Origin of the sequence: Paenibacillus sp. FSL H7-0940 (assembly GCF_037979415.1) — a bacterium.
In the GTDB taxonomy this organism is placed as follows: domain Bacteria; phylum Bacillota; class Bacilli; order Paenibacillales; family Paenibacillaceae; genus Paenibacillus; species Paenibacillus amylolyticus.
On the sequence record NZ_CP150280.1, the window covers coordinates 3895658 to 3916097 of the forward strand.

Below are 20440 nucleotides of genomic sequence, written 5' to 3' on the forward strand. Positions count from 1 at the left end.
GCCCTGTTTTTTTGTTTAGAGAATTTCATTTTTTGCATGAATAGAAAATGGAATGACCTCTACCTTATCGCAGCAGGCTTTGGACTACCTGTATCTGGCGAGTAACTTCTCTTTCTTCTGATCGAATTCATATTCTGATATGATATTTTTCTCTTTTAATTCACCCAACTGCAGCAGTTGTTCATGAACATTCACAGGGGTCTTTTTTCTCTTGCTTGATATGATCAAGGCTAAAATTGAGAAAAGCAGACCATACAGGACACCCAAAATCCCCAAACCTGCCGCTACCTCCGCACTTTCTTGCGAACCATCTATAAAAACTACGATTAATAAAAAATTGAGTAAGAACCCAATAAGGCTAACGATTGATAATGCTTTCAATGAATATTCCTCCTAAATGTTATGTATGTTCTATTCAAACTTCAGGAAAGGTCGGTCAGAAGACTAAACATTAACCTCGTCCCAGTTTATAATGACGTATCCAAGCTGAAACAACAGGATGACAATATAACTGATGTTGATTCCCAAACTGGTCTTAACTTTCTTGATCTGATCCAAGTAGTCTTCTTTGTTCATTTTTCCGCGTTCCAGCTTGGACTTCATATTTTGTTTTTCTTTCCAGAACATGTAGAACTCAAGTATAGCAAATACTCCCCATGCCAATGGATATACCAGCAACACTGCATTAGCAACTGACAACAGCATAAGGGAACCTTCTTCCAAACCTTTCTCAATTCCTAATTTGAAACTTATATGCACACTCAGGGTCAGAATGACTAAACCAAAACCTATAAAACTTAAATACGGTGTAAATTTGTCGCTTCGCATATGATCTTCCTTTCCGGCAATCTCCATTGGTCTTGTGACTGTTTCATTCAAGATTACAGAGTCACTGTAGCCCAAATACTCAACTTCATTAATCTCCGCCACCACCACAAGATGAACAGCTGGATGAGCTGCAAGAAGAGTCGGAAGATGACCCCGAGGATGATCCAGATCCTCCCGAGGAACTACTACTGTCAGTACATTGATCAGCATAACAGCTGGAACTGCTCGTGCAGCCACTGCTTGACGAGGAACCATAGGCTGCCTTTTCCTGTGGAAGAATTTCCTGTTCTAGCCGCCCCATGTGTAGCCCATATGTCGCCTCGCTATGCATGGAGTAATACACCATGGCGCTAGCCATGACGAGAGCTACATCGCTACTTCCGGAAAATGCTGGAGATAGCTCTTCTTCACTTAGCGTTGCGGATCTACGTAGTTGATCAATCAAGTAGGCAATCACCTGAGCAGCTTCAGGATCTTCCTGCTTGCGTCTGGCATGAAACAGTTCATTCACCAGTTCAGATTGATCTCCCTGTGCGATCAGCTTCTGTACATCACTGGTTAATGGGTAAGTGAAAAAATCACCCCAGATTGCAGCACTGTAGGGAGTGAACTCAAATAATTGACAGTACACCCAATCAAACCATGCACGTGCTCCTGGCGTTTCGCGGCGGGTGATTGCCGGCTCATGGTGCACCGTGGAACCCATGAATTCTGCACAAAAATCAGCGTAAGATTTCGTGAACATCAGCATCTCATGCCACAAATCATCAACTTCATCACTGAACATGGGCACCTGCTTAAGTAATGAAGCCATAATGAAATATCGCTTAAGCTCTATCAATTTCCACCGATACTCCAGCGTTTTCATGTGAGGATATTCCTTTTGAATTCGGATCTTGAGTTTGTTGGCAAAATGCTTATTGTAACTCTTCTCCAATTGAAGAATGGTTTGCTGATAGGAGACTTCTTCTCGAAGTCCAAGATTCAATGGTGCTTTTTTTCGTCTGTACGTAACTTTCATCTGTTTTCTGCGTCTTCCTGCTGCTGGACGGAAAATCTTGAACTTACGTCGAACCAAATAGGCTGTTACAACTAATAAAACTGCTGCAAGGTAGTAGTAGATCGGCATAATATAACCGCTCCTCTCCGTTGATCTTCTCTATGTAGGGTTAAACTATCATTAGTATAAATGAGGAACGGCAGTTATTAATAGAGCCCTTTGGCATACATGCCAGGGCTCTAGTTTAGTATATTCCATTGTTGCTCATTGTTATGAAATGGCAATGATTATTGGAGATAGGGTATTTCCCGGGAAACTTCCCACCCATAGCATACTCACCCCACGGTACACCTACCACTAAAGCAACTTGAAAGAGAATAACGATTAGGATCAGGAAGGTGAATACGATTGCTGACGTTAATACGATCATGACCACACTCCTAAATCATAGGTGATTATAATGGTTTATCATAAAGTACCCGAGCTTGATCACAGTTCAACGGTTCGGTAAAAGATACTTTCAAGAAGTATTCCAGCTGCCATTGCTGCGTTTTTACAGCCTGTTTACTTATTGGCTTGTCCCAAGGCGGATATAAACGAATTGCACGCTTGCCACCTTTGCCTTGATCCGATATGATATCTCGCTGTAACAATACATTCTTCGGAAATACAAATTGCCCAAAGTGGCTACCTGCGCGCGTACTAATGACATACATATCTGCTGGATCTGATACATCATATGGCTGTGTCGTTCCATCCTCACTCCGCTGCCATAGGGTAACAAATTGTCCGATCTTGGTTGGCGTGGTTTTGGCGACGCGAAATCGAATGGAGAGAGCATTTATGGTGAACACATATGCACCATATTCAGCATTTTGTGTTTCTTCATGTGGTTGTGAGCATACAAAGCCACACTTGTCATAGATAAGTTCTTTACTGGCAAGTAAGTCGCCATGAAGCATATCGGAGGTCCATCCATTCGGACTATGCAAACTATTTTTGTTATCCAACTTGTGATATCTCTCCTGTCTTGTATAGTCTGAACTACGGCATTTGCAATAGCTTTAAAGCTTTGCTAGTTCAAAATTCATGACATAGTCGTTTCCATTCATGCCAAGCCTTCAAATACTCAGGCAGATCATCAGGATGATGCTTGTTACTCAGCCCAATTCGGCAATATAGATGGACCAGAGCTTCCTCTATCAATCTGGATTTATCCATATCTACTTGCTCTAAAAGTTCGAACGTAGCAAATAATGTTTCGGTGTTGATATCATCCGGCGAAGAGCTAAAAGCATACAAGAAATCATAGAGGATAGGTCCAACCATTGGAGATGGGTCAATAACGCCGATGAGTTCATTTTGATCATATACAAAATTATGAACCCCCGTATCGCCATGTAAAAGAAACTTTTCTTCTTCCTCATGAAAAAGACGATCCACTTTGGATTGAACCAGATTATAATCATCTGTCGTTAAAAAACTTCCGATATTCATCTTTGCTTCATGAATACTAATCTGATTGAATTCTTTCCATGTCCTCTGCGGGAGCTCTATTCTGCCCCATGATTTCGTATCTGTAGAAAGCACATATGTATTGAATAACTCTTTCACCAGACGAGTTAACCATTCTCTCTTCAGGCCCCGGTTGAAATGGGTCGTACCTTCCATATACGTATAAATAAAATAAGTGTTAGCCGGGTCAGTGTACAAAACTTCAGGCAATAACGAAGAATTCTTATACGTATCCAAAAACTGCTGGGCGATGTGAATCTGTTCGGGTTCATCTGATTTCAGAATATAGTGCCTGTTCAGACCCGTACTCAACCGATAAATACGTCCAGCTGTGGTACCTGACAAACTTTGAATTTCAGATATTTCTTCGTTGATAGAATGCATCTTGAATAAGTCATTGATCTCATTAATCGTTGGATTAATTAACATATGGTTCTCCTCATAATAACTAGGATCTGAATTCATTTGGTAAATGGTAAACATAAGGTGAGTTTAGATTTCAATCGCACAGTCGGTTGAATTATCTTTCAAAATGGGCTCGTTCTTCTTGCTTGGAGCTAAACATATAATCTGGATACTGGTTTGCCATGGGTGGAAGCTGATCCTCCGGGAAAAACTGCAGATCCTTCATCTCTTCATTATCGGGCGTAAGTTGTCCAGATCTGATCCTGCATTCAAATACGATAGTCAAATATTCAACCTGATGGCCATTGCTGTATGTAAACCGTCTGGCTTCACCCCCGTATATTCCGATAATCTTCTCCGGTTCAACAACCAGACCTGTCTCTTCCAGTGCCTCTCTTACCATCGCTTGCGCCGGTGTCTCACCAAGCTCAATTGCTCCGGCAATCAGCCCCCAGGTTGATTCGTTATGTTTACGACCGAACAGAATCTCCCCTTGTTCATTTCGGATAATCCCAGCTACACCCGGCATAAAAACAAGCTCGTTGCCGATCTTTTCCCTCAGGTTTTTGTAATAGTCTGACATGCCCATACACAGTTACCTCCTGTCTTTTATTTTCTAAATTCCCTTCCATCAATGATCCATTGTACGGCATCCCAAATATCTTCTGCGATATAATCAGGTTCGGTCTCCATCCATTTGTCTCTGAATTTGGTTAATGAAGATTCCCCCCAGCCTGTTCGCACCATGATCTTGGTCGCTCCTACGGCATGGGCAGCAAGCATGTCTGTATCTCCTACATCTCCAATAACGATACATTTGGATAAATCCAGACCAAGTTCCTCTGATGCCTGTAATAACATTCCGGGTTTAGGCTTTCTGCAACTGCATTCTTGCTCATGCGGACATATATAGGAGTGATCGAATCCGTACTCGCGAAATTGCTCTTCAAAATCCTCAACACTCGCTTCTCCACGTGAGATTCGATATTGATTCGTAAAAGCCAGTACCATAATTCCTTCTCGTTTTAAATGCATAATTGCTTCTTGAGCATTGGGGTATAACCTGAAATCTCTCGGATGAATAAAATGACCTGTACCACCAATTGTTCCATCTCTGTCTATAAAAACAGCTTGTACGTTCACATGTGGTTTCATCATGGTCTGTTCCCTTCTTAGAAAAATTTCAAGTCGTGTCGTTCATCTATACTTTCTCATCGATAATATGCTTGCTGCCATCTTGCTGCTTATGGTGTTGTTGCTTTTTAATTTCAGTTTTCAGATAGTGCACTTCTTTAATTAGTACATCCAGCTTTTTCGATGTTTTGGATGAATCTATCGCATAACGTACAATTGCAGCAAAGATAAGAACCACAATAAAACTTATAATTGAGATCACTACAGTCCAGATAAATTCAAAAATGGTGTCCAACTCCTTGCTGTCAAAATAATAAGTCATAAAACTCTTTCGAAAACCAAAACCATATCATCCCTAATATAACCATTATGGTGCCTAGTACTTTTAATATTATTTCGATATGTTTAGGGATATCACTATTAGGTGGGTTATCTTCAAACTCGTAATTCGGTTTAATTTCTCGATATCTCATCAGGACAAATATTTTGTATAGAAAATCAGGAAAGAAGTAACATGCAAAGCCCACGACAAATACGGGAGTAGATAAATAACCAAACGTACTGGTGGTCCATTCCATCTCTATTTTCTCCATCCCCCTTTTTTTCCTTACTGAATTCCTGCCGTACCAAAAGTATTTTCGATGGCCTGTTTGTAATTTTCCCAACCAAAATAAAACGGGCCTACCTGTAGTTTCTTGTCGTTCAATATGAAATCTCTCCAGATCACAACATCATCTTCCCTATCAATCTTTACAGAAATAAATCCACACTCTTCATCCCCACACCAGGGACACACTAAAATGGGAAATCTATAATACATGGATTCATGTGATTTCTTAAGTAAAAAATAATCAATAAGAAGCCTTTGATATTCATCGCTTCCCCATCCGAGACAAGGTACCAAATCATGTTTTTTCAGCCTTTGATAGAGCGATGTACCATCAATAATAATGTCAGAGAACTTCGTATTTTTATTCCCATCCTGTTCAGGATCGAACTCATTGTATCTTGAAGCTAATTTGGTTTCTAAGGTGCTAATCTTCACTACATTCCCTCCTATTTTGCCTCTTGAGCTCTCTCAGTCTTCCACTATGAGAATGTCAGCACAACGATCATTGGTTAATAGTACCATTTTATTGAGTTTAAACTAAAGGAAATATGCTTTTTTAATTCATTAACGAACCGTCTCTTGTTAAATGTACATTTAAGACATATTTCGAAAAAGGATCATTTTTACTCAAAAGTCCATTGAATTAATCCGTCCTGCTACTTAAGATAAGCAAAGCACCTAAATGAGAATAGATATCAGTAGAAGGAGTGGCAGATGAATGACATTTACTAGAAAAGGTTTTTCTATAATTAGCATGATCTTTGTGCTTATCTTCGTACTTACTGCATGCGCCGGGGGAACTGTGAAGGAAGAGGCTGGGGCGGTACAGACAGAACAAACACCGGCATCATCTGAAGATACACTTAGGGGGCCGCGTACTGTGGAGCATATCCTTGGGAAAATCGAAGTACCTGCTGAGCCTCAGCGCGTTCTTGGATTATTCGTCGAAGACGAGATGAGTGCTCTTGGTGTTAAACCAATCATGCAATACTCAAGCGGAACCTATTACCAGACCTATCTTGAGGATTATTTAAAAGATGTACCGAAGCTCGACACAGCTGCATTTAACTTTGAAGCAATCATGGCGGCGCAACCAGATCTCATTATTCTGGGCTTCCAAGGTTGGGCAGATGGCGGTACGTATGAGAAATTGTCTAAAATTGCTCCCACCTATGTATTTACAGGTAGTGAAATTCAATACCCGCAGAACTGGAAAAAGAACTTGCTTACTGTAGCTGATCTACTCGGAAGGACAGAACAAGCACAAGACGTAATCAAGAAGCGTGAAGCAGAAACGAAGCTTGCCAAGGAGCAATTACAGGTCGCCGCTAAAGGCAAGACAGCAGCTATGATTCGCATTCATGCCAGTAAAGAAATGCGATTATATGGAGGTCCCGGAGGTCAAGTAGGCACAGCATTATATGGCGACTTTGGATTAGAGCCTGCCCCGATTGTACGCAAGTTGGCATGGGGAGAGGATATGGATATTCAAGCCATCTCGATGGAAACTATTTCACAGATCGATGCAGACTATATTTTCCTCGCTGTAGATGAAGGACGAGAAGAACAGGCTACGGAGCTTAAAGAAAGCAAGTTATGGAAGACAATCCCCGCGGTTAAACAAGGTCATGTCTATGAAGTCCGTGGTGATGTATGGATCACAAATGGTCCACTCGCTTATGAGAAAAAAATGCAAGATGTCATGAAGGCGATCATTCCTAACTAATAAACATTCACAAAGAAGAAGCTAGTTCACCTAATGGTTGACTAGCTTCTTCTTTGTCATTTAATATAATGATAATAATTCTCATTGTATGCAGGAGGAATCTGTGACTTCATGAACAAACGTACTGCGCATAGCAACTCCCCCCTCCCTCCTACCGCCTTTCACTCATATTTCTTTAGGTTTGTTGATATTGAATCTGTAACAATTAGCACTACGCCTAAGCTACTCCCCGATGTCAGTCTGAGTTACAGGCTGATTGTTGTATCTGAAGGTTCAGGCAGCATATATATAGACGACAATTGTTACCATGCTGTCACTGGTGATTGTTATGCAGTCTCTCCTGGCGCTAAGCTTATCGTCAGTTCAACTGTAGAAAAGAAAGACATGCTTTATTTTGGTGTAACCTTTGACATCATTTCTGCTCTGCCTGACAACGATATGCGGAATCCTTTCGCGAATAGCAAAATTACCATTGCTCCTTTTGTTCGTACACTTGCAGTGCTGCGCAAGCTAATTGCCCTGAAGCATCCTGAGAGCGAAGAAGCACAGCTGAGCTACCATTTCCGTTTCCAGAAATGGATTCATACATTACTTAAGCAAAATATAATTAAATCTGAAACCGTAACATCTTTGCAAGCGGTGGAACAGAGCGTTTTATTTTTGAAAGACCATTTTAATGAAGAGATTAGCATGAAACAATTGGCTGAACAGGCCGGGATTGGTGTCAAGCAATTTATTCATTTGTTCAAACAAATCACTGGCGTAACGCCTCATGAATATATATCAACGCTTCGTATACGCAGGGCAAAGGAACTGCTGATCGTTTCCAGACAACCGCTTGCTGAAATTGCAGAACAGGTCGGCTATCGGGACAGTTATTATTTTAACCGTCGTTTTAAGCAGATCACAGGCGTCCCGCCGCGAGTATATGTGAACACGAAACAGTACAAAATCATGTCGATGAGTTATGTATGTGCGCTACTGGCACTTGACATCAAACCGATTGGCGCACCTGCCTATCATTTGGGTTATTATGCTGGGCGTTTAGGAGAGAACATTACGAACATTGGAGACAAATCGATCTTTTATTATGACAGAATGAAAGCTCTGAAACCGGATCTTATTATCAGTTGTGACACGCTAGACTATGAAACACAACAACAACTGGAGCATATCGCTCCCATCGTGACGATCCCTTGGATGGATCTTCATGCCACAGAACATTTACAAGCCATTGGTGATGTACTTGGGATGGAGAAACAAGCAAAGAGCTGGATTAACGATTACGAATTGAAGCGTGAAATGGCACACCAGCAAATCAAAAATTATGTAAGTAAGGATGAGACCGTTGGCCTGCTCCTGATTGAAGGGTCAGAAATATATGTGCTGGGAGACCGGAATGCGGGCGAGATTATGTACCGTTCCTTCGGCTTGCAACCACCGCCACTTGTTCAACATTTGCTTGTAGAGCACCCTAACCAGTATGGTAGAAAAGTAGAAGTCGAACAGCTCTGGCAATATGAAGCAGACCGGTTATTTGTCATTGTCTATGGGGCCGAAGCTGCCCTAACCTATACGCAACTGCAGCAGAACCCTGTATGGAGGCAGTTGTCCGCTGTCCGTCAAGGTAAAGTGCAAACCATTGATTCGGAAAAATGGATCTATTATGATGTTCTATCACTATCAGGACAATTGGATGACGGGATTAATATACTCGCAAAACGATGATACGTGTTCTACATGCTTCAAATCGATTACAAGATACACCGGATTGTATATTTACCTTTCTCATCAGAGTCGTTACTTTTTTGGTAGAGTTCGTGGTGCGCACTTATTTTACCAAATTGACGACTCTTGCTTAGCATCACTGCACCTTACTCCTCTTCGGCAAGAATATCAGCACAGCGAACAATCAGCTCAGGCATATTTTCTCCATCAAATAGAACATGAAGCTCATATCCGTTATCGATCCGATACAGCTCTTGATACAGCCAGTAACTGCCTACAATCCCACCGTCTTGCTTGATGATTTCGGGCGCAACCAGCGTAAGTTTATTTATGTTGGTGAAGCCCCCACGGGTGTCAAAACGAATGACCACTTCATCACCCGTCAGCAGTTCTGCCACTGTACAATCATGGTATTGAATCCGCCCATGTATTTCATCGGAAATATCCTGTGCCGTCATCACTTCTCTAAATTCTTTCGATATGCGTTCCATTTCTCTTCTGTTCTCTGCACTCTGTTTATTCAGCTGGAGCATAACTTCTCTCGTGCAATAACCCAACGTAAAGACACGAATATCCGCAATTTGTTCAACGATTTCCTGTGGCAAATTCTCCGCCTTGTATTGAAAATTCCACTCTATCGATTCTTTGTACTCTTCCTTACATTTCTTCTCATCAAAAGGAGGGCGCACATCATATTCTGCAATGAGTTTCTCGATATGCGCTCGTTCTTCCGGAGGCATGTGATAAACGATCTGATCCTCTTCTGTCACTTCTTCCTCACCGAAAGCTTTGTCTACACGAGTAAGCACCTGTCCATCATGCTCCAGCATGAAACGTGGGTCCAAGTTATATAGCTCTCGCTCCTGCTTCACATGTGCTTTTTCCTTTCTTTTATACAGCCTTAAAAATAGATTCTCATCTGACTCGTTAGCTCCGTTATGTACTCTTAAACCAAAATGAAGATGTGTCTGTTGACAAAGCTCATACCATTCTTTCGTTAGATATCTCATGGGCATCTCTCCTACTGGTTTTTACAAATCTATGTCAATAATCGTGTTAGCGATAACAGATCTCGTAAAGCCTAACACCTCGACCACTTCAGATCGATCTCGTTAGAAATTGCTCTATTGTTTGCATCCCCAAAAATCTTCAACCTCAACGATTCCTTATACTCAACAAACACACTGTTCTACCCCACGGTTTGAAAAAATTTATGTTTGATTTCTTTGTCGTTTCGCGCCGCCCATTCATGCACAGCTTCTACGCCTGCGGACTCCTGACCTCGTTGAAAATAAAAACATAGATCCATCGGCACTAACCGTTTACCATAGAGTTTGATGCCAATCCGTCTGTAATTCATATAAATACACTCAATCTGAGATGCATCATATCTCTGGTTTTTCGTAGAAATCACATGATCGCTTTCCAGCGTAATACTGGGTTTAGTGAAAAACAAACGCCAGAGCAGAAAAACGATATAACCGAGAATAAAGGTCAATATAACGATCAGGAAGTACTTCATAATACCATTTTCATCATAAATAATATTTCTGAAAAACATAGCTTCAATGACCAACATACATAATAGGCTCAACCATGCTCTTGGATAAATCGTCTTGTATGTGATGAGTTCCACCTCCTAATTATTCTGACCATTAATCCGAAGCCACTCGGAAGGGGCTTTTCTGGCAAAATGCTTTTCAACAAAATCCAAAATGTTATCAATTCCAGGCAATGCCGCATTTTCTTTGGCTTCGTCAAACGTCATCCATTGGTACTCGATATGTTCATGATTTAACCGGACAACCTGGCTTTCATCCACATATCCTACGAATACGGGAGCGGTATAGATATACTCCCCCATGGGTGAATAATATTGTTCGAATTGATTGGCAGAATACAACCGGACTTCCGTAATACCTGTTTCCTCATGAACTTCTCTGAGTGCAGCTTCCCATGCCTTCTCGCCCTTTTCTATCCCGCCGCCAACATAACACCACTCGTTATGCAACATACGACCAGCCCGTTTCAACATCAGTACACGGTATTGATCGAGGCTTTTCTTCAATAGAACTACAGCAATGCCTTCACAACGAATGGGAACTACCTGTTTCATGTGCTCTGTACCATCCACCTTCTCGTGCCCCTCTCTTCAACTTTCCTGAGAATCGAAATCCTCCAATACTTTAAACTTATCCCCGTGGATTTTGTCCAGATGCTCTTCTCCCCAATAACATAAATGGTCCAGCGCGGGCTTGAGTCCCCATCCGTAGTCCGTCAACTCATATTCCACTTTGGGAGGTACCTCTGAATATACCTTGCGCTGTATGATCTCATCCTTTTCAAGTCCTCTGAGCTGCGTTGTCAGCATCTTCTGTGTAATGTCCGGTATTAACCGCCGAAGCTCCGACGTGCGTTTCCGTCCTGTCATCAAATGATAAATAATCAAAGGCTTCCACTTCCCACCCATTACTTCCAAGGCCGCTTCCACGCCTACTTTATATTTTTTTGGAGCACTCGTTTCTCCATGTTCTGTCATTTTTGAACCCCTCCATAAATAGGCTGTATCCCAAGTGAAAATATAAACTTTTTGCTACTCTTCTTTCTATTATTCAAGCCCATTTCGAGCCATCCATTTAGGGTACTTTAATGTTCCTATGGCACTTCATTCTTCCTATAGAACATCAAAGTGCGTACTTCCAGATGTTTTCATACCTGTTTATAATAGCATCAGCCACTGATTTATGGCTACAAGACTGCAATCCAGAAAGGTAGTGAAAGATAATATGAACGTACTCGTTGTAGTATCCCACCCAAGAAAAGACTCCTTGACCTTTCAGGTAGCTCAACGTTTTGCACAGGGTCTTACCGATGCTGGTCACGGTTATGAGATATTGGATTTGCATGGGATTGGCTTCGACCCAATTCTCAGAGAGATGGATGAACCAGACTATACCCAAGAAAATCAGGTATTCTCGCCTGAGGTTGAGACGGAGATGGAGCGGTTGAAGAAACACGATGCTGTGGCTTTTGTGTTTCCTCTCTGGTGGTGGCATCTGCCAGCCATGTTGAAAGGTTATGTGGATCGTGTCATGAACAACGGATTTGCCTACGGCGCGAACAAGCTCTCTCATCAGCAGATATTGTGGATCTCTCTTTCGGGTGTGACGGAAGAACAGATGCATAAGCGCAACTATGGTCAATCGATCGCCAACCTGCTCAATGTGGGAATTGCCGATTACTGCGGCGTGTCCCAATCGAGGGTTGAGTTTTTATATGAAACGTTGGAATCCAAGCCTGAGCATTATGAGACACTGCTGAACCATGCACATCACTTGGGACTGAACTATGCCAACGATATTCCGACTCCATGATCGTATGAGAAAAAAGGTATGAACCGAATATGAATTCTCAAGTTTAGTGGTACGTTCAATGGCGAATCACTACGCTTGAACACGGCAAAAAGGTCGCTCCGAAGAGCGACCCTGCCTGTGTGTCTTTCATTATTTTACTGTCGAGAGAAGAAACTTCTCCAACATAGTGATATCGGTAATACTATGGTTGCAAGCTGTGTTATCCATGCATACGTACTGGGCAATGGAAGAAAAGTTGTCCGGCGAATGAGCCTTGGTCTTCACGTTGAAGAATCCGAGCTCCTGATGACGATGACAGAACATACAGTACCCTTTTTTGTTCGTGGGTGTAATCCGTCCCTCAATACCGAGGAATCTGCCTTCGTGCGGGTACACGATGAACAAACGACTCGTCGCAATGTCAGTCCATCTCAGATAGGTTGTATGTGCGTAATCGATGGATTCGAGATCCGGCACTTTAAGCTTCTTGGCCTTTGGAAACAACTTCTGAATCTGCTTCGCTGATACTTGCGGATATGGAATCAGATATGATTCCAGCCCGTTCAGATACGTCTGCAATTCATGTGTCGTCTCATACGTGGATAACTGCTCCAGCAGTTGCTTCTGCTCCGAAGTGAGTTCATTGAAGATGCTCACCGCATTTGTGCCGACCGTATAACGGACGGTTTCCAATACTTTGGGATCCACAACCGAGCGTAGCGTTTTCAGCAGGAAATCAGCTTGTTTTTGAATATAATTAAATTGATGATTCTGAATAAATGGTGTTTGCATGGCGTTCAGCCCCTTATTTTTATTGGAAGAACAAATAAGGTGCAAAGCCTGCGGGATGTAACATTATGTTGATATTAATTTCAGGGCAACAATCTCATTTTTGTCGCGCCCTACACAAAGTCCGCCCCTATTCAGGCTTTGCGTAAGGCTTTCTAGCGAACGAGCAATCCGGCATCATCCATATTGCCACGTCATAACCCCCAATACGATAGATATATCGAAATTATAGCAGGGCAGCATAGTGTAGGCAACGGGCTTCGTTCCAATTTCCTCTGTTCAAGAAATATGATTCTCAGGCTTTCTTCGCATTTTCCACGAAATGATCTACTGCTGACTGCTCAATGGCCAGTCCTTCCGTGTAACGCTCCATGAACAAGGCAAATCCATTCACATCCGCGCTATTTGGAGAAACCTCTTGTCCTTCTGCATCAATAAACACCTTGGTAGTAAGGTACTCCGCCAAACCCTCGTGCTGCTGCTTATTAACCATGTAGGAAGCCAAAATAGCCATTCCCCATGCGCCGCCTTCACCAGCGGTAGACATGACCGACACGGGAATATTCAGTGCGGATGCGCACATTTTTTGAGCGACTCGTGGGGTTTTGAACAATCCGCCATGCGCCCAAATGTGCTCAATCGTTACGTGCTCCTTCTGTGTGAGAATATCCAGCCCGAGCCTTAGTGCAGCAAACGCAGCAAACAGATGGACTCTCATAAAGTTTGCCAGGTTGAAGCGGCTCTCTGGAGAACGTACGAACAACGGACGACCTTTTGCAATTCCTGTAATGTTCTCGCCTGAATAGTAGCCATAGCTCAGTAAGCCACCGCCATCAGCGTCAGCTTTCAGTGCTTCATTGAACAACACACTGAATAACTGGTTCATATCGGACTTCTGTCCCATCGCCTCATAAAACTCACGGAACAAGTCGACCCAGGCATTAATATCACTGGAGCAGTTATTCGCAAGAACCATAGCCACAGGATTGCCATCAGGTGTAGTCACGATGTCAATCTCAGGGTATACCCTAGATAGGTTTTTATCTAATACAATCATGGCAAAAATCGATGTACCTACGGAAATGTTACCCGTACGTTTTTGGACACTATTCGTAGCGACCATGCCTGTTCCAGCATCGCCTTCCGGAGGGCAAAGTGGAATATTGGATTCCAAGTTACCTGATGGATCTAACAGTCGGGCACCAGCTTCACTAAGATATCCGGCATGTTCACCTGCAGTGTACACTTTAGGTAAAATATCTTTAAGATTCCACGTGTAGCCTTTGTCGGCAATTATATCGTCAAACTTCTTCAACATATCTTCATGGTATTCCAGTGTGGATTCATCAATTGGGAACATGCCTGAGGCATCCCCTATACCAATAGCTTTACTGCCAGTTAACAGCCGATGTATGTAACCTGATAGTGTCGTAATATAATTGATGTTCGTAACATGCTCTTCTCCGTTCAAAATCGCTTGATACAAATGTGCGATGCTCCAGCGCTCTGGAATTTTAAACTGGAATTTCTCGGTTAGCTCTGATGCAGCCTTCCCCGTTGTGGCATTACGCCATGTACGAAACGGAACCAATAACTCCCCAATTTGATCAAGTGCAATATAACCCTGCATCATAGCAGAACATCCGATTGAGCCAATTTTTTGTATCGTTACACCATAATTTTTTTCAATCTCTTGCTTTAATTGATGATAGGTTTGTTGCAACCCATGAATCATTTCATCCATATGGTAAGTCCAGTAACCGCCAATCAATTGATTTCCCCACTCATAACAGCTGGAACAGATGGTATTAAAATGGTGATCCATGAGTACAGCTTTGATTCGTGTGGATCCAAATTCAATGCCTAGCGAAGTTTCTCCCCTGACTATTGCTTGTATCAAGTTTTGATCCATCATCGTATTCATCCTCTCTGAATTTGGAATTCACCTGATTCGGGAATAGATGATCTAAATAGCCCAAATCAAGGTGTAAATTTCATGAAGAAAGAGCAGGATTGGAACTGCAACGGACAATTACAAAGTTAATACCGCCTGTACTTCACCACATGCCAATATTTCACCAGTTTGAATAAAGCCAAGAGAGTCATAGATCTTCTTCGCAACTACATTTTCAGGTTTGTAGGTGAGTTCTACAACTTTGGCTTTTCCACGTGGAAAAGTTCTCGCATACTCGATTGCTTTTACTACCATTTCTTTACCATATCCCTTACCTTGGTCTCGCTGGTCAATCATCATCTTGAAGATACCATAACTGCTATAATCAAAATTCCCATCTCCGTCATCATAGTACATCGAAATAAAACCTACCATATTGTCTTCCTTATAGACTGCAAAAGTAATAATAATCTGCCCCTCATCTGAGGCAACATACGCTTCAGCAAGTGCATGTTGGTTCGAGGATATGAACCTTTGTTGGTCTGGAGTGACTTTAAGTTCAATACATTCGATAAAATTATCCCAAGTTATTCTTCTAAATTCCATTTTGAATTCCCTCCCGCACTTATCATCATTACTATTTTCTTCCTATTTTGTTGCACTAATATAGCTCAATTTAAAAATACGATCATACATATATGTGTAAGAATCGTAATACTCAAGCGCCTTTTTTCTCTCTTCGTGGAAAGACTTTAATCTTTCCTTGTCCCCGGTATTAACATAGGCTATTAACTCAGTACTCGCTTTTTTATATGATTCCACACTATAACCCGCATCAGAAAAATCAAAGGAATTATAGTCTTGTACTGGAGTAAACACCTCTGGACGGATCCAGCCCTTAGATTCGGCTTCCTTTATTAACTGTTGTAATCTGGAGATGTCAACTTGCTCTTCTAATATTACTTTACTAAGAACATCAACCACTTCTTGCTCGATCTTGTTAAATTTGCTTGTAAATTCATGATTGGAAAGATGCATCTCTATTAAATTTTTAGTGTAATGAGAATAGCTATTCACTAGATTAAGCTTGGAGTTCTTATACTCTACCGCAAATCTTGCATCACGAAGAACACTGGCCGGGATATAAACATGATTATCAATTATTTTGACTTCTGTCCCTGCTCTGGTCTTTAGTTCTTTTCCATTCAGAACTATACTTATCTTCTGTGATGCGCCTGTCGCTGCAAAAGCAAGAGAAGCACTTACTAACGACAAAGCAAGAGTAACAATTATCATTTTTTTCACTTCGTACACACCCTCTGATATGAATAATAAAGATAACTTTCAATCAGCTATCATCGTACCATTTTATTCAAATAAAGGTAATACACTACATATATGCAACCTTCTTTATCCATACACAAAAAAGAAGCCACCTCCCTGGCCTTCCCCAGTTCAATGACTCCTTTTCACAACACTATTCTAACCCCTACATTCAACTACTCCTTAACAGCACCAACCACGATCCCAGTAACAAAATACCGTTGCAGGAACGGATACACAAGCAGGATCGGCAGTGCGCTGATAAAGATCTGCGAAGCCCGAATGGTCCGTTGGGACAGGTTCTTCACCGCTTCTGGATCAAGCTTCGACATATCGGCCTGCACGATGATCGTCTGCATGAATGTCGCGAGTGGCAGTTTTTCCGCATCACGGATGTAGATAATCCCGTCAAAGTATGCGTTCCAATGCCCAACCATCATGAAGAGCGAAACCGTTGCAATAACAGGTACGGAGACAGGCAGATAGATTTTGATAAACGTCTTAAAGTGCCCTGCGCCATCGATAAATGCCGCTTCTTCCAGATCCTTCGGAACGGTACGGAAGAAATTCAGCAGCAAGATAATGTTAAACACCGCAACCAATCCTGGCAGGATCAAGGCCAGCAATGTGTTCATCAGTCCCAGCTTTAGAATCAGGATGTACCCTGGAATGAGGCCACCGCTGAACAGCATCGTGATGACAAAATACCACAGATAGATGTTACGTGCGCGGAACACCCGCGTCTCTTTGGAAAGCGCATAGGCTGCAATCGTATTAACGATTAACGCAAGTCCAGTACCAAGTACCGTCCGCTCCACAGATACCCATAAGGAGGAGAGGAAGTTGGTATTGGCAAATGTCTTGGCATACGCCTCCAGTGTAAATCCAATTGGCCAGAACGTGACGAGACCAGCATTTGCAGGTGCAGATGCGCTAAGTGATACCATGAGCAAGTGATACAAAGGCAGCAAGCAGAGCAGTGAAAGGATGGTCAATAACACATTGTTGAATATGCTGAATATGCGGTAAGGCATCGTTTTATGGTACATTCGTTTGTCATCCTTTCTAGAAAATTCGATATCCGGCGAATCGGTAAGCCAGTCGGTACGAGATCACAATCAGGATCAGGCTGATGACCGATTTGAACAGATTCACAGCGGTAGCGAAACTGAACTGCCCACTAAGCAGACCTTCTCTATACACAAACGTATCGATAATATCTCCTTGTTGATAAATCAACGGACTATATAAGTTAAAGATCTGGTCAAAGTTGGCGTTAAGCACATTACCCAGTGCCAAGGTTGCGATTACGATCCCAATGGGAATCAGTGCCGGGATGGTAATATACATCGTTTGCTTCCAGCGTCCTGCCCCATCTACTTCAGCTGCTTCATAAAGTGCAGGGTTAATGCCAGACAGTGCCGCAAGGAAGATGATTGTGTTGAATCCAAACTCTTTCCAGACATCACTCGCAATAATTGTGAATCGGAACCAGCTGCCATCCCCCAGGAAGAAGATCGGTTTGATGCCGAATACGGAAACCAGGAACTGATTGACAATACCCGTCTGGGCCAGAATGTCGATCAGAATGCCTGATAACGTAACCCAAGACAGAAAGTGTGGAAGATACACGAGCGTTTGAATCGTTCTTTTCAGCGCCATCTTCCGTACCTCATTGAGCAATAAGGCAAAGATAAACGGAATTATCAGATTCATGACGATCTTCGTACAGGCAAAAAATAACGTGTTCCACGTAATTTGCAGGAAATAATCATTTTCCCACATGTACCTGAAGTGCTTTAGTCCTACCCATTCGGAATTAAAGAATCCCAGTGCAGGTTTATAATCCTGAAATGCCATCAAAATCCCGGACATCGGAATGTATGAAAATATAAAGACCATAATGGCCGCCGGCAACACCATAAAGTGCAGAATCCATGGCTGTTTGTAGCGTTTTTTTCTCTTTTTATCCAGCTTGTTCCCAACGTTTGCCTGCGGGATCCGCTTACCCTCCAATTTAGCCTCCATAGCGCTTCTCCTGTTCCCAAAAAAAGTTTTTGTGTGTGATCGGGTTCTCTGATATAAATAGTATCAAGCCATTCTGAGGTCTGCTATATAACATTGTTAGGCTTGATAGTGTTTTGTTAGGGTATCATCAGAAGAGGTAGTTTACACACGAATTAGAAGGAGACTTTTCATGTATATATGGAAGCGCTTAATGCCTTTTCAAGGTAAAACCAGATCCCCATTCAGTCTTTTTGCCAAAATAAACTTGTTAATTGTGGTCTTGTTCATCCCCATTCTAATCATGTACACCTACTCGAATAACGTCACCTATGATGTCGTCAGCAAAGAACTGCAGATCTCCAACACAAAACAGCTCACGTTTCTGTCCAGTCAGATCGACTCCCGTATCAATCAGATGATGGATTTCAGCCTGATTCTCTCCCGAGACCCCAATGTCAGAGCATTCAACGGCCTTAACATGTGGGATGATCGATATGACCGGATGCAGACCCGTTATGTGATACAAGAGAAGATGACGCTGCAAACCGGCGTTACGGATATATGGCCCACCCGATATGCGGTGCATTCACAGCAGAATAAGGATGTCATCGCCAACTACAACCAAACGACAGGATATGATGAAGAGTATTTGAAAAAAAATATGAGTGGACGATGGACCTATGGGGATCAGGGTTCCGCATCACAGGACGAACTGAACTCCTTCTATTGGTTCTATACCGATTCCTTGGCACAGCCGGGGATGCTCACGGGTAGTAATCTGGTGATTGAAGCCAGCTTCAGCTACGAGAACATTCAAAATATGCTGGATACTTATAAAGCGGGCGGACAAGGCGATCCTTTCTTGTATCACAAAGGAAATTCCCCCATTCTCAATCGCAGCGCGGACAAGCAATTATCCGCAGAACTCATTCAGTATCTGGACACGCATTCTCCGGAAGATACTACACAGGATGTCGTAGAGCTGAACGGTAAGAACTATCTGGTTAGTTCCGTGAAGTCCACTTATCTGGATTGGCATCTGGTTGATGTGATTCCACTGTATCAGATTTTGAAACCCATCTCGCTGAGTCAGAATCTGTTCTACACCTGTATGATTTTGCTGCTGGTGGTGGGCATCTCTGCTTCAATCCTGCTGTACCGAAATGTGCAATATCCGATCAAAAAGCTGATCAAAGGCTTACGCCGTGTAGAGCAAGGGGATTATTCCGTCCGACTGTATAGCAAAAACCAGAACGAGTTCTCATTCCTATTCCGCCGATTCAACGATATGTCCCATCAGATTCAGGATCTGATCGAGAATGTTTTCCATGAGAAAATTAGAGCCCGGGAAGCTACGCTGAAGCAATTACAAGCGCAGATCAATCCGCATTTCCTATATAATTGTCTAGGTTATATCATCAACATGGCCCAGATGAAAGACGAACAAGCCGTGGTGTCCATGGCGCATAACCTAAGTGCGTATTATCGCTATACCACCCGTATGGAACGGGAGACGTCATCGCTACAAGAAGAGATCAAGCTGCTGATCAACTATCTCGACATTCAGAAGCTGCGCAATGGGCGAATTGAATATCACATCGATATTCCTGAGGATATGCTTGCCCAGTCGGTGCCACGATTAATGCTTCAACCGATGGTCGAGAATTCCGTGATACACGGCGTGGCGAAGTCCTATTCATCCGGGGAAATCCGAATTACCGGGGAGCGCTTGAACGGTTTTGGCAGAATATACATCGACGACGATGGTCCTGGCTTAAGCCCGGAACAGTACGAAGCACTGAACTTGAAAATGCAGGAACCTTTACAAGAAGAAATGGGCTGCGGCCTTTGGAATACGCACCAACGAATCACGCACCTGTTCGGCAGTCACTCATACCTCCTATTCGGCCCATCCCCACTTGGCGGATTCCGAACCGAAATCATCTGGGAGATACCAAAAGAGGACGCCGATTCCGATAAAGATAATACCGATACGAATTGATACGATACAAACAATAAATTGACGATTTAATTTTGAACAAGATCATGTACACGATAACGCAGAGGACAGAAAAAACCTGAAGAAACGAAGTGTTCGGAAGTGTTCTCATGAAAACCATTCTGGAAA

23 protein-coding genes are annotated in these 20440 nt (G+C 42.5%); 4 read left to right on the forward strand and 19 right to left on the reverse strand.

Annotation, left to right across the window (positions count from 1 at the left end):
- Nucleotides 1-84: 84 nt before the first annotated feature.
- The 9 genes from MHB71_RS17230 to MHB71_RS17270 form a co-directional block, all read right to left on the reverse strand.
- Nucleotides 85-381, reverse strand: coding sequence for an SHOCT domain-containing protein (locus MHB71_RS17230; protein WP_340027062.1), 297 nt, complete (start codon nt 379-381; stop codon nt 85-87).
- A 63-nt stretch (nt 382-444) separates the two neighbouring features.
- Nucleotides 445-828, reverse strand: a complete 384-nt coding sequence (locus MHB71_RS17235; RefSeq protein ID WP_179088632.1) for a hypothetical protein — start codon at nt 826-828, stop codon at nt 445-447.
- Nucleotides 829-916: 88 nt separating this feature from the next.
- Nucleotides 917-1957 carry a hypothetical protein gene (locus MHB71_RS17240; protein ID WP_340027063.1) on the reverse strand — a complete coding sequence of 347 codons (1041 nt, stop codon included), beginning with the start codon at nt 1955-1957 and terminating at the stop codon, nt 917-919.
- A 326-nt stretch (nt 1958-2283) separates the two neighbouring features.
- The gene (locus MHB71_RS17245; protein ID WP_340027064.1) at nt 2284-2838 is read right to left on the reverse strand and encodes a MepB family protein; all 555 of its coding nucleotides are present in this window, start codon (nt 2836-2838) and stop codon (nt 2284-2286) included.
- Nucleotides 2839-2908: 70 nt separating this feature from the next.
- Nucleotides 2909-3772 carry a phosphotransferase gene (locus MHB71_RS17250; protein WP_340027065.1) on the reverse strand — a complete coding sequence of 288 codons (864 nt, stop codon included), beginning with the start codon at nt 3770-3772 and terminating at the stop codon, nt 2909-2911.
- Nucleotides 3773-3863: 91 nt separating this feature from the next.
- The gene (locus MHB71_RS17255; RefSeq protein ID WP_340027066.1) at nt 3864-4337 is read right to left on the reverse strand and encodes an NUDIX domain-containing protein; all 474 of its coding nucleotides are present in this window, start codon (nt 4335-4337) and stop codon (nt 3864-3866) included.
- A gap of 20 nt (nt 4338-4357) precedes the next feature.
- The gene (locus tag MHB71_RS17260) at nt 4358-4906 is read right to left on the reverse strand and encodes an HAD-IIIA family hydrolase (RefSeq protein WP_340027067.1); all 549 of its coding nucleotides are present in this window, start codon (nt 4904-4906) and stop codon (nt 4358-4360) included.
- A 43-nt stretch (nt 4907-4949) separates the two neighbouring features.
- Nucleotides 4950-5204 (reverse strand): hypothetical protein, encoded by a 255-nt coding sequence (locus MHB71_RS17265; RefSeq protein ID WP_340027068.1) that lies wholly within the window; start codon nt 5202-5204, stop codon nt 4950-4952.
- Between the two features lie 285 nt (nt 5205-5489).
- Entirely contained in the window at nt 5490-5927 is a 438-nt protein-coding gene (locus MHB71_RS17270) for an oxidoreductase (RefSeq protein ID WP_340027070.1), read from the reverse strand.
- A 283-nt stretch (nt 5928-6210) separates the two neighbouring features.
- Here MHB71_RS17270 and MHB71_RS17275 point away from each other — a divergent pair, with 283 nt between their 5' ends.
- Both MHB71_RS17275 and MHB71_RS17280 read left to right on the forward strand, forming a co-directional pair.
- Nucleotides 6211-7218 (forward strand): ABC transporter substrate-binding protein, encoded by a 1008-nt coding sequence (locus MHB71_RS17275; RefSeq protein WP_340027071.1) that lies wholly within the window; start codon nt 6211-6213, stop codon nt 7216-7218.
- A 111-nt stretch (nt 7219-7329) separates the two neighbouring features.
- Complete coding sequence (locus tag MHB71_RS17280; RefSeq protein ID WP_340027073.1) at nt 7330-8946, forward strand: AraC family transcriptional regulator; 1617 nt, start codon at nt 7330-7332, stop codon at nt 8944-8946.
- A gap of 146 nt (nt 8947-9092) precedes the next feature.
- Here the strand turns inward: MHB71_RS17280 and MHB71_RS17285 are convergent, their stop codons facing one another.
- From MHB71_RS17285 to MHB71_RS17300, 4 genes are all read right to left on the reverse strand, one after another.
- On the reverse strand, nt 9093-9956 hold the full coding sequence (locus MHB71_RS17285) for a DUF4085 family protein (RefSeq protein ID WP_340027074.1): 864 nt from the start codon (nt 9954-9956) through the stop codon (nt 9093-9095).
- Between the two features lie 179 nt (nt 9957-10135).
- Nucleotides 10136-10525: a hypothetical protein gene (locus tag MHB71_RS17290; RefSeq protein WP_340027075.1), complete on the reverse strand. Its 390-nt coding sequence runs from the start codon at nt 10523-10525 to the stop codon at nt 10136-10138.
- A 60-nt stretch (nt 10526-10585) separates the two neighbouring features.
- Nucleotides 10586-11062: an NUDIX domain-containing protein gene (locus MHB71_RS17295; RefSeq protein ID WP_340027076.1), complete on the reverse strand. Its 477-nt coding sequence runs from the start codon at nt 11060-11062 to the stop codon at nt 10586-10588.
- Between the two features lie 36 nt (nt 11063-11098).
- Complete coding sequence (locus MHB71_RS17300; protein ID WP_036669406.1) at nt 11099-11485, reverse strand: helix-turn-helix domain-containing protein; 387 nt, start codon at nt 11483-11485, stop codon at nt 11099-11101.
- A 247-nt stretch (nt 11486-11732) separates the two neighbouring features.
- Between MHB71_RS17300 and MHB71_RS17305 the strand changes: the two genes are divergently transcribed.
- Nucleotides 11733-12320, forward strand: coding sequence for an NAD(P)H oxidoreductase (locus tag MHB71_RS17305; protein ID WP_127544886.1), 588 nt, complete (start codon nt 11733-11735; stop codon nt 12318-12320).
- Nucleotides 12321-12449: 129 nt separating this feature from the next.
- Here MHB71_RS17305 and MHB71_RS17310 read toward each other — a convergent pair whose 3' ends face one another.
- From MHB71_RS17310 to MHB71_RS17335, 6 genes are all read right to left on the reverse strand, one after another.
- Complete coding sequence (locus MHB71_RS17310; protein ID WP_340027077.1) at nt 12450-13091, reverse strand: FusB/FusC family EF-G-binding protein; 642 nt, start codon at nt 13089-13091, stop codon at nt 12450-12452.
- Between the two features lie 292 nt (nt 13092-13383).
- Complete coding sequence (locus tag MHB71_RS17315; protein ID WP_340030185.1) at nt 13384-15000, reverse strand: FGGY-family carbohydrate kinase; 1617 nt, start codon at nt 14998-15000, stop codon at nt 13384-13386.
- 120 nt (nt 15001-15120) lie between these two features.
- Nucleotides 15121-15588, reverse strand: a complete 468-nt coding sequence (locus tag MHB71_RS17320) for a GNAT family protein (RefSeq protein ID WP_340027078.1) — start codon at nt 15586-15588, stop codon at nt 15121-15123.
- A gap of 42 nt (nt 15589-15630) precedes the next feature.
- Complete coding sequence (locus MHB71_RS17325) at nt 15631-16287, reverse strand: hypothetical protein (protein WP_340027079.1); 657 nt, start codon at nt 16285-16287, stop codon at nt 15631-15633.
- Between the two features lie 194 nt (nt 16288-16481).
- Nucleotides 16482-17354 carry a carbohydrate ABC transporter permease gene (locus MHB71_RS17330; RefSeq protein WP_017689839.1) on the reverse strand — a complete coding sequence of 291 codons (873 nt, stop codon included), beginning with the start codon at nt 17352-17354 and terminating at the stop codon, nt 16482-16484.
- Nucleotides 17355-17370: 16 nt separating this feature from the next.
- Nucleotides 17371-18228, reverse strand: coding sequence for an ABC transporter permease subunit (locus MHB71_RS17335; protein WP_175623691.1), 858 nt, complete (start codon nt 18226-18228; stop codon nt 17371-17373).
- Between the two features lie 274 nt (nt 18229-18502).
- Between MHB71_RS17335 and MHB71_RS17340 the strand changes: the two genes are divergently transcribed.
- On the forward strand, nt 18503-20314 hold the full coding sequence (locus MHB71_RS17340; protein WP_340027080.1) for a histidine kinase: 1812 nt from the start codon (nt 18503-18505) through the stop codon (nt 20312-20314).
- Nucleotides 20315-20440 lie beyond the last annotated feature (126 nt).

What these genes read in the sequence shown, in the direction of transcription:
- MHB71_RS17235 (WP_179088632.1), bottom strand. Translation starts at nt 828, where the DNA reads ATGCGAAGCGACAAATTTACACCGTATTTAAGTTTTATAGGTTTTGGT.
- MHB71_RS17240 (WP_340027063.1), bottom strand. Translation starts at nt 1,957, where the DNA reads ATGCCGATCTACTACTACCTTGCAGCAGTTTTATTAGTTGTAACAGCC.
- MHB71_RS17250 (WP_340027065.1), bottom strand. Translation starts at nt 3,772, where the DNA reads ATGTTAATTAATCCAACGATTAATGAGATCAATGACTTATTCAAGATG.
- MHB71_RS17255 (WP_340027066.1), bottom strand. Translation starts at nt 4,337, where the DNA reads ATGGGCATGTCAGACTATTACAAAAACCTGAGGGAAAAGATCGGCAAC.
- MHB71_RS17260 (WP_340027067.1), bottom strand. Translation starts at nt 4,906, where the DNA reads ATGATGAAACCACATGTGAACGTACAAGCTGTTTTTATAGACAGAGAT.
- MHB71_RS17265 (WP_340027068.1), bottom strand. Translation starts at nt 5,204, where the DNA reads ATGACTTATTATTTTGACAGCAAGGAGTTGGACACCATTTTTGAATTT.
- MHB71_RS17275 (WP_340027071.1), top strand. Translation starts at nt 6,211, where the DNA reads ATGACATTTACTAGAAAAGGTTTTTCTATAATTAGCATGATCTTTGTG.
- MHB71_RS17280 (WP_340027073.1), top strand. Translation starts at nt 7,330, where the DNA reads ATGAACAAACGTACTGCGCATAGCAACTCCCCCCTCCCTCCTACCGCC.
- MHB71_RS17285 (WP_340027074.1), bottom strand. Translation starts at nt 9,956, where the DNA reads ATGAGATATCTAACGAAAGAATGGTATGAGCTTTGTCAACAGACACAT.
- MHB71_RS17290 (WP_340027075.1), bottom strand. Translation starts at nt 10,525, where the DNA reads ATGTTGGTCATTGAAGCTATGTTTTTCAGAAATATTATTTATGATGAA.
- MHB71_RS17295 (WP_340027076.1), bottom strand. Translation starts at nt 11,062, where the DNA reads ATGAAACAGGTAGTTCCCATTCGTTGTGAAGGCATTGCTGTAGTTCTA.
- MHB71_RS17300 (WP_036669406.1), bottom strand. Translation starts at nt 11,485, where the DNA reads ATGACAGAACATGGAGAAACGAGTGCTCCAAAAAAATATAAAGTAGGC.
- MHB71_RS17305 (WP_127544886.1), top strand. Translation starts at nt 11,733, where the DNA reads ATGAACGTACTCGTTGTAGTATCCCACCCAAGAAAAGACTCCTTGACC.
- MHB71_RS17310 (WP_340027077.1), bottom strand. Translation starts at nt 13,091, where the DNA reads ATGCAAACACCATTTATTCAGAATCATCAATTTAATTATATTCAAAAA.
- MHB71_RS17315 (WP_340030185.1), bottom strand. Translation starts at nt 15,000, where the DNA reads ATGGATCAAAACTTGATACAAGCAATAGTCAGGGGAGAAACTTCGCTA.
- MHB71_RS17320 (WP_340027078.1), bottom strand. Translation starts at nt 15,588, where the DNA reads ATGGAATTTAGAAGAATAACTTGGGATAATTTTATCGAATGTATTGAA.
- MHB71_RS17330 (WP_017689839.1), bottom strand. Translation starts at nt 17,354, where the DNA reads ATGTACCATAAAACGATGCCTTACCGCATATTCAGCATATTCAACAAT.
- MHB71_RS17335 (WP_175623691.1), bottom strand. Translation starts at nt 18,228, where the DNA reads ATGGTGTTGCCGGCGGCCATTATGGTCTTTATATTTTCATACATTCCG.
- MHB71_RS17340 (WP_340027080.1), top strand. Translation starts at nt 18,503, where the DNA reads ATGTATATATGGAAGCGCTTAATGCCTTTTCAAGGTAAAACCAGATCC.